The 8,445-nt window shown below is 34.2% G+C and carries 12 protein-coding genes; 8 read left to right on the forward strand and 4 right to left on the reverse strand.

Annotation, left to right across the window (positions count from 1 at the left end; genetic code table 11):
• Positions 1 to 7 precede the first annotated feature (7 nt).
• The 3 genes from QNJ66_RS12985 to QNJ66_RS12995 form a co-directional block, all read right to left on the reverse strand.
• Positions 8 to 493 (reverse strand): DUF3368 domain-containing protein, encoded by a 486-nt coding sequence (locus QNJ66_RS12985; RefSeq protein WP_300507486.1) that lies wholly within the window; start codon positions 491 to 493, stop codon positions 8 to 10.
• The gene (locus tag QNJ66_RS12990; protein ID WP_300507489.1) at positions 490 to 2,982 is read right to left on the reverse strand and encodes a WG repeat-containing protein; all 2,493 of its coding nucleotides are present in this window, start codon (positions 2,980 to 2,982) and stop codon (positions 490 to 492) included. Before QNJ66_RS12990 ends, QNJ66_RS12985 begins: the two co-directional genes overlap by 4 nt.
• 149 nt (positions 2,983 to 3,131) lie before the next feature.
• Positions 3,132 to 3,305 (reverse strand): hypothetical protein, encoded by a 174-nt coding sequence (locus QNJ66_RS12995; RefSeq protein ID WP_300507491.1) that lies wholly within the window; start codon positions 3,303 to 3,305, stop codon positions 3,132 to 3,134.
• A gap of 520 nt (positions 3,306 to 3,825) precedes the next feature.
• Here QNJ66_RS12995 and QNJ66_RS13000 point away from each other — a divergent pair.
• The 6 genes from QNJ66_RS13000 (at position 3,826) to QNJ66_RS13025 (ending at position 6,033) form a co-directional block, all read left to right on the forward strand.
• Entirely contained in the window at positions 3,826 to 4,173 is a 348-nt protein-coding gene (locus QNJ66_RS13000; protein WP_300507494.1) for a rubredoxin, read from the forward strand.
• Positions 4,174 to 4,250: 77 nt separating this feature from the next.
• Positions 4,251 to 5,243 carry a photosynthesis system II assembly factor Ycf48 gene (locus tag QNJ66_RS13005; RefSeq protein WP_300507496.1) on the forward strand — a complete coding sequence of 331 codons (993 nt, stop codon included), beginning with the start codon at positions 4,251 to 4,253 and terminating at the stop codon, positions 5,241 to 5,243.
• A gap of 97 nt (positions 5,244 to 5,340) precedes the next feature.
• The gene (gene psbE / locus QNJ66_RS13010; protein ID WP_300507498.1) at positions 5,341 to 5,586 is read left to right on the forward strand and encodes a cytochrome b559 subunit alpha; all 246 of its coding nucleotides are present in this window, start codon (positions 5,341 to 5,343) and stop codon (positions 5,584 to 5,586) included.
• Between the two features lie 26 nt (positions 5,587 to 5,612).
• Positions 5,613 to 5,747 carry a cytochrome b559 subunit beta gene (gene psbF, locus QNJ66_RS13015; protein WP_300507501.1) on the forward strand — a complete coding sequence of 45 codons (135 nt, stop codon included), beginning with the start codon at positions 5,613 to 5,615 and terminating at the stop codon, positions 5,745 to 5,747.
• A gap of 10 nt (positions 5,748 to 5,757) precedes the next feature.
• Positions 5,758 to 5,877 (forward strand): photosystem II reaction center protein L, encoded by a 120-nt coding sequence (locus QNJ66_RS13020; protein WP_009544126.1) that lies wholly within the window; start codon positions 5,758 to 5,760, stop codon positions 5,875 to 5,877.
• A gap of 36 nt (positions 5,878 to 5,913) precedes the next feature.
• The gene (locus tag QNJ66_RS13025) at positions 5,914 to 6,033 is read left to right on the forward strand and encodes a photosystem II reaction center protein J (RefSeq protein ID WP_300507507.1); all 120 of its coding nucleotides are present in this window, start codon (positions 5,914 to 5,916) and stop codon (positions 6,031 to 6,033) included.
• A gap of 430 nt (positions 6,034 to 6,463) precedes the next feature.
• On the opposite strand, the gene QNJ66_RS13030 is transcribed toward QNJ66_RS13025, so the two are convergent.
• Positions 6,464 to 7,126 (reverse strand): cofactor assembly of complex C subunit B, encoded by a 663-nt coding sequence (locus QNJ66_RS13030; protein ID WP_300507521.1) that lies wholly within the window; start codon positions 7,124 to 7,126, stop codon positions 6,464 to 6,466.
• 173 nt (positions 7,127 to 7,299) lie between these two features.
• Between QNJ66_RS13030 and QNJ66_RS13035 the strand changes: the two genes are divergently transcribed.
• Positions 7,300 to 7,878, forward strand: a complete 579-nt coding sequence (locus tag QNJ66_RS13035) for a glyoxalase-like domain protein (RefSeq protein ID WP_300507510.1) — start codon at positions 7,300 to 7,302, stop codon at positions 7,876 to 7,878.
• Positions 7,879 to 8,200: 322 nt separating this feature from the next.
• Positions 8,201 to 8,356 (forward strand): hypothetical protein, encoded by a 156-nt coding sequence (locus QNJ66_RS13040; RefSeq protein ID WP_300507512.1) that lies wholly within the window; start codon positions 8,201 to 8,203, stop codon positions 8,354 to 8,356.
• Positions 8,357 to 8,445 lie beyond the last annotated feature (89 nt).

Raw genomic sequence — 8,445 nt, forward strand, 5'->3', positions numbered from 1 at the left:
TGTTTTTCTATTCTCTCACTCTTTGCAAAATATTTTGATATAGATTAGGTTTAATCCAAAATCCAGCTTTAGTTTTTAAGTTATCAAGTAAGGGTTTTACTTCTGAAATTAAACCTTTTTGTTTAGCTTGTATCAAAATACCTAAAATTCCCGTAAAAGGAATATTAAATCCATTTGTTACTGTTCTTCCCTTTTTTTCATCAATAACTAAAAGATCCGCTTTGAGTTGAAGTGCTAAAGCAATAGCTTCTGCTTCTCCTCGATCTAATTGTTGTTCTAGGAGTTTAATTGTTGTTAATGATATCACCTGCTCAACTTTAATCCATTGAGCTTTTTTGATTTGGTTAGACACATGAATTGGTGTTTCAACTGCCATTAATTCTTGATAAACTTCTGAGGGAATAATTATACTAGAATATAGTTCTTTTAATAGGTGAAGTTGGTCAATAGCTGCTAAATTATTTAGTGGTGATGTGTTACTAAGAATGATCATTCTTCTAAAGAAGCTAAATTTTTAAGATCGGTTTCTAAGTCATCAATATCATAATTAATAGGGATTTCTCTACTTGCTAATAAATGTTGAAATTGTAATTGATTAACTTTTGCTAATTCACTCGCTTTTCCTAATGTTATTTCTTCTTTTTGATAAAGCATAATTGCAATTTCAATCTTCAATTCTTCTTCAGTCAATTTAATCCATTTTCCTTTTTTATCAATATAACCTTTGCGTAATCCGAAAAATCCTTCTTTCTCAACATAAGCTTGTCCATTTTTAAAGTCTTCGGCTTTATTAAATTTGGGTTTAATTACTATCTTCCCTTTTTGATCAATAAAACCATACTTGCTTCTGTATGAAGGAAAGTCAAGATATTCACGTATTTCGATCCTAGCTAATCCTTCAGAAAAATTGCCTATTTCATGAAACTTAGGTTCAATAATTATTGTTCCTTTTTGATCAATTAATCCACACTTGTTATGAACATAAACAATAGCTAAATCACCTGAAAAATTTCTAATTTTATTAAACTTACGTTCAATAACTATTGTTCCTTTTTTATTAATCAATCCATATTGTTCGCCAACACGAATAATAGCTAAATTATTAGAAAATGTGCCTATTTGGTCAAACTTAGGTTCAATAACTATTGTTCCTTTTTTATCAATATAGCCATACTTTCCTTCATGCAAACTACCTATTCTGATCTTAGCTAAACCTTCAGAAAATGTGCCTATTTCATCAAACTTAGGGTCAATAACTATTGTTCCTTTTTTATCAACATACCCATACTTTCCATCATGAGACCTACCTATTCTGATCTTAGCTAAACCTTCAGAAAATGTGCCTATTTCATCAAACTTAGGTTCAATAACTATTGTTCCTTTTTTATCAATATAACCATACTTTCCGTATAGTTTTATCTTAGCTAAACCTTTAGAAAAATTGCCGATCTCATCAAACTTAGGTTGAATAACTATATTACTTTTTTTATCAATATACCCATATTCTCCATCAATACAAATTATAGCTAAATCATCTAAAAATGTTTCTATACTATCAAACCAAGCTTCAATAATTACATTATCTTTTTTGTCAATATATCCATATTTTCTATTTATCTTAACTTTAGCTAATCCATCAATAAAACGTTCAATTTCATCAAATCTAGGCTTAATAACTATATTACCTTTTTTATCAATATACCCATACTTTCCATTTATCTTGACTTTAGCCAATCCATCAATAAAATGTCCTGTTTCATCATAATTAGGCTGGATAACTATGGTTTTTGATTGATCCATATAGCCATATTTTCTATCAATTCTTACCTTTGCTAACCCATCAATAAAATGTCCTATTTCATCAAATTTAGGCTGAATAATTATCTTTCCATACTTATCTATATAGCCATATTTTCTATCAATTCTTACCTTTGCCAACCCATCAATAAAAGTTTCTGCTTCTTCAAATCGAGGTTCAATAACTACCTTGCCTTTTGCATCAATATAACCCCAAAGATCGCCTAATTTAATCGGTGTTAGATCAATATCAATAACTGGATCAGTTTTAGTAATAGGCATTTCATCTACTGTAATATCTGTTTCAGTTTCTTTATTTTCTTCCTCTAAAGAAACACTTTCAGCAGGTTTAGATAAATCTAATGAAGGGTTAATTTGTGTCTGAGATGGTTGTAAAATAGATAAAATTTCTTGTGCATTTTGAAAGCGGTTTTTAATAGGTTTTTCAATCATCTTATCTAAAATTTCACCTAACGCCTCATCAATGGGTTCTCTTAAATAATTTCTCCAGATAAATTCTCCTTCATGACCATCATATAAATCCCAAGGATAAATATTAGTTAATAAATGCAGACAGGTTAAACCTAGACTATATAAATCACTGCTAAAAACGGTCTTTCCTCTTAATTGTTCATCGGACATATAACGAGGATCACCAATAATTGTACCTGTTTTTAATAAAGCTGTTCCTGTTACATATCTCGCTGCCCCAAAATCAACTAAAACAAAAGTTTTATCCTCGGATTTTTGAATAATATTTTCTGGTTTAATATCCCGATGAATGAGATTATTATCATGAACAAATTGTAAAACAGGTAATAATCCAATTAATAACTCTTTAATAGCTGTTTCATCCCATACCCCATTCTCTGCTAAGTCTTCCGCTAAATTTTGCCCATCAATATATTCTTGAATTAAATATAATTGTTGCTCCTGTTCAAAATGCGCCAACAATTCAGGAATTTGAGGATGTTTTCCTAAATTTTCTAATCTCGCTGCTTCTTTATTAAATAATTCTTCTGCTTTTTCAAGACTATTTGTCCCTTGAGAAGACGGAGAAAACTGTTTAATTACACAAGGTGGTTTAGAGGGTTTATCGCAATCAACCGCTAAAAATGTTTTACCAAAACCCCCTTGTCCAATAAGTTTAATTTTCCGATATCTTTCCTTTAATAATTCACTCATAGATCATTAAAAACAAAATTTAGATTTTCTACCACTGAAAATTAATTCTAGTTCTCATTTTAGAAGAAATTGATTTAATTGAAACTCAATCTATAAATCTTTTGTTTTACTTAATAATTTCGCCCTAGTTTACAATCCATAAAACTCAATTATTCCGTGTCTAGAAAATTAGCGATCGCCATTTCAATAAATGCTTCAACAGGATAATTAATTTCAGCAGAGCGAGTAATAAGAGCATATTTAATATGCGCTGGTAAGTGTGTTACAATAATCTCTTGAATATTAAGATGATTATGAATATAAACAACAACGTCATCAATCATGAAAAATTATTTATCTGTTCACTAATTTTATATTTGAAGGAAATATATCTATGACATTACAAGACATGATTAACTCCCTTGATTATTTATCTCAGGAAGATATGACTACTTTATTTAAAATACTAAGCTTAAAGTTATCAGATGTACACACAGAAAATAAGCAACAAATGATAAATGATAATGATACTTTTTAGGATATGACTCTTCGATTCCGTGAACAGATGGAAAAGGAAGAGATTGAGTTTATAGATAAAGACTTTGCAAACTTAAGAAATAGAAGTGTAGGGAGAAAAGTTCAGTTTTAATAGTTAGTTTATTTAATAACTATCTTAAATTCAATTCAAGCCATTTATATACTAAATTCTCCCCACACTCCCCACACCTCCCACACTCCTCACACGCGCTATTTCATAAATTTTTCAAGCTCACACCATAACCTGCCATAGCAATATTTGTGCAGATTGTTAAGTTTATGGGATAATTTGTAACATAGATATTAAGATTTGCTTAAAGTAGAGCAATGACTGAAAAACCCCAAGAAAAGACCCTAGCTGAACTCGCACCAGCTAACCACGAATGTCGTCTCTGTGGCTATGTTTATGAGCCAAACAAAGGCGATGCTAAAGGAAACGTTCCCCCTGGAACAGTTTTTTCTGAACTCCCTAGTGACTGGAAATGCCCAGTCTGTGGAGCAAAAACCAACCAGTTCGTCAGTATTGGCGCAACCAACGCCCCCTCCGGTTTCCAAGAAAACCTAAGCTATGGCTTTGGTGTCAATAACCTGACCCCAAATCAAAAAAATCTCCTAATTTTTGGGGGACTGGCATTAGGTTTCCTGTTTTTCCTCAGTTTATACGGGTTGGGTTAACCCCTTGGCCTGGATACTGCATGAAACAGAGTTGACCAACAAGATCGAACTTTTATCAGTCCATTTACCTTGTATTTATGAGAAAACTGAAACAATTTGTAATATTAATAGCCATTTCCTTATTTTGCATTAGTTGCAGTCAAGTCCCATCCACCCTCAATAACCCTTGGAAAAGCCTTTCCTTGGAAACCGATGTCACATTTGCAGACATTGCTTTCACCGATGATCCCGATCACGGTTGGTTAGTCGGAACCAAAGCAGCTTTGTTTGAAACCAAGGATGGAGGAGACTCCTGGGAAGAACGGAAACTAGAACTTGGTGACGAAAGAGTAAGCTTCACCGGAGTTAGTTTCAACGACGAAGAAGGCTGGATCACAGGAAAACCTGCTATCCTGCTACATACAGAAGATGGTGGCGAAAACTGGTCACGCATTCCCCTGAGTGAGAAACTTCCCGGCGCACCAGATGGCGTTATTGCTCTCGCTCCCGAAACCGCCGAAATGGTCACCAACTTAGGTGCTATTTACAAAACCGACAACGGAGGGAAAACCTGGAACGCCCTAGTTGAAGGTGCTGTAGGTGTTGCCCGTAATATTGAGCGATCGCCTGATGGTCGTTACGTCGCTGTTTCTGCGCGGGGTAACTTTTATTCAACCTGGGAACCCGGACAAAGCGAATGGACTCCCCATAACCGCAACTCATCCCGAAGATTGCAATCGATGGGTTACAGTGAAGAGGGGGGTCTCTGGTTACTTGCCAGAGGTGGACAACTTCAATTTACTTCCCCAGAAGACTTAGAAGACTGGCAAGACGTGGTTTATCCCGAACCTTCCACCAGTTGGGGTTTACTAGACTTAGCCTATCGTACCCCCGAAGAGCTTTGGGTGGCTGGCGGTAGCGGTAACTTATTGGTAAGCTTTGATAATGGGGAAACCTGGGAGAAAGATCGGGCGATCGAAAGCGTACCTTCTAACCTTTATAAAATCGTTTTTGTTAATGCCGAAAAAGGTTTTATTTTGGGACAAGATGGTGTCTTACTCAAATATGAACCCACATCAGAAACAGCTTAGAACCTTCTTTTTTTAAAGAAGTGTATCGTACTGTTTCACAAATCGTAGTAGACTAGACTTTACCATTCGTAATTAATTTTCAGAGGAGAAAGTTAAAATGTCAGGTGTTACCGGAGAACGTCCGTTTTCAGATATTGTTACCAGTATTCGTTACTGGGTTATTCATAGCATCACCATCCCCATGTTATTCATCGCCGGTTGGTTGTTTGTTAGCACTGGGTTAGCTTATGATGCTTTTGGGACGCCCCGTCCTGATCAATATTTTACTCAAGAACGTCAAGAATTACCCATTATTCAAGACCGTTTTGAAGCAAAAGACCAGATCACAGAATTTAATAAGTAGTTCGATTTTACAAGAGGTTTAAAACAATGGCAAACAGCAGTCCAAATCAACCCATTACTTATCCTATTTTCACCGTTAGATGGTTAGCGGTTCATACTTTAGCCGTTCCTTCTGTTTTCTTTGTCGGTGCGATCGCAGCTATGCAGTTTATTCAACGCTAGGAGTTTATTCATGGATAGAAATCAAAACCCTAACCGTCAACCCGTCGAATTAAACCGTACATCCCTTTATTTAGGATTACTTTTAATCGCAGTTCTCGGCATTCTTTTTTCCAGCTATTTCTTTAACTAATTCATTTTTATTTGGCAATATCTAGGAGGTAAAATCATGTTTGCAGATGGTAAAATTCCCCTTTGGTTAGTAGGTTTAATCGCTGGAATGGGAGCTATTTCCGTTCTCGGCCTTTTCTTCTACGGTGCTTATGCTGGTTTAGGTTCTTCTATGTAGAAGTAAATTATCAAATTTCAGCATGATTTCTCAATAACCGCCTATTATTCTTAATGGGCGGTATTTTTTTATCTCTTTAATTGTCATTGGTAAGGAACAAGACTTTCAATTAGTTTTTGAGTATCAAAACCAACAACAGCATAACTCCCATATCCTCTCCATTGACTCAGTTGGTCACAATTATGAGTAAAACAAGAAACATAATAATCTGTGTCTTTTTTAATTCTTAAAAAGTCATCTATTTTCTTTATATAATAATATAATATATCTTGTTGCTGAGAATGATTATAATCAATCCTTGAGTATATTTTTTCTAAACTGTTAGATATTTTTATCAAAAAAAAGTATATATTATCTTCTGAATTTTTTATAATTTCTCTTAAAAATCTTTGTTTTTTGTCTGTATTTACTATTTTTTTGATAGATATTTCTATTGTAATTTAGTTGGGTTTAATTCACTTTCTAATGTTAAAGTTAATTTATCGGCAATTCCTTCGAGCCAATTTTCATCTTGTTTTGTATAACTACGAGGAATATTTGCACCTAAAATTATCGCTCCATTACTCCCTAAAGGTTGACAAATTACCCCTTGTGTGTTGAGAGGTAAATAATCAAACTCAATTTTCCCTGGATACAAAGTTAAATTAACTAAATAAACAGGTTTTTGGGTTTCTAAAACTCTTTTTAAGATTTTACCAGGAGTTACTTGAGAATTTTCTCCTAAAATACCTCGACGCAATAAAACTTGATCCTGATAATAAACAACCAAAGATTGAGTTACAGTATTCTTTAAAAGCATCACAGAAGCCCAAGCCAATTCAGTTTTGATAGAATCAGATAAGTTAGGATTAAACTCTATACCTTCCTCTCCTATCAAAGTAACAGCATCAGGCGATCGCGGTTGAATTTGTTGCCAAATTAATCCCACTAAAATTAAGACACCACTTAAAATTACACCCACAACATCGGATCTTGCTTGAGACTCAGTTAATTGTACTGTGGTTAAGCGATTTAGTAATAAGAGTATACCTCCTAAAGCACCGGCAAAAAGAGGAATTAATCGTAAAATTCGGTTAGGATCTGATGCCATAATAATTGTTAAACTTTTAAGATAGTTTCTAGTTGTCTTTTGGGATAAAAATTAGATAAAATTGAGAGATAAAGCTTGACATCTCACTTTTGCTCGGTTATCCTACCTTGAAAAAAGCAAAATTTGTAGTAAAGTAAAACAAAATAGGATCGTTTTTAATCCTTAAATTATAATCTATGACTATAGTGACACAACTTCCCCTAACATTCAATTATTTAGGAGCATTTCTCCCCATTGACAGCGTTTTATCCACCCAAGGCATCATGGTGATGTTATTAGCGGCTTACGGCTTAGCTATGTGGATGTTTCTCACTAGCGCACCGAAAGTTTACACAATTATGGTATCCGATCTAGAGGTTGCAAGGCAATTCTATGAGGGTTTACTACAGTTAAATGTAGCTGATGTTCCTCTTCACTATTATTACAATTATGAACAAAGTTTAGGAACCTCAGGAATTGATCCTTTTTATATGACTTCAGATGCTACAGCAACGGCTACCAGTAACTATGGTAATAGAGATGGTCTTTGGTATCAACTGAAAAAAAATACTCAACTTCATATTATTGGGGGTGCAAGTTACGGGGAGAAAAAACGTCAGCGTCATGTTTGTTTTGATAATGAATGTTTAGAAGATATTTTATTAAGAATTGAGTCTAGACGTTTAAAATACAAAGTTCGTCGCAGAAAACCACTCAATTTTTTGGTTAAAGATATCGATGAAAGAATTATTGAAATGGTAGAAGTTAAAAATTAATTTCCTGAATAAAAATAAACTTTAAGGTGGGCAAAAGATTCAACAATTTGAAATTTTTGCCTACCCTACTATGTATAAATTTACGTAGGGGTCAACGGGTGTTCATCCCTACAATAGAGAACAAAACTAATTATATTACATCAAAAATCATTATTTACTTGACAAAATAGGCGGGCGGGGGTATAATATGGGCGTTTATCTTCATTAAAAGATAAATAACGGTTAATATGGGTTGATTATCTTATTTATACCCTGATTTTGCCATTATTCAGTTAAAAAGAGTAAAAACGTGAAAACAAGACTTAGCTTCGTCCAATATTTAGTGGCAGCCTTAACATTATCCGCCGGGATAGGGTTTAATGATGCTACCCAGGCCGCCATCATATCCGTTCAGGTAGATAATATCGGTTCTGTAACCAGTATTGCTTCAGGTAGCCCGGAAGAGGCAGCAGGTTTCCTTGTGGGAGAAGACATATAGCAACCGCCAAGGCGGTTAGGACACTGTGCGAAGCACATCTTCTATGGCATCCCGAAGACACTTGAATTGACTAATTTTTTTACGAATTC

Origin of the sequence: Crocosphaera sp. (assembly GCF_030064895.1) — a bacterium.
In the GTDB taxonomy this organism is placed as follows: domain Bacteria; phylum Cyanobacteriota; class Cyanobacteriia; order Cyanobacteriales; family Microcystaceae; genus Crocosphaera.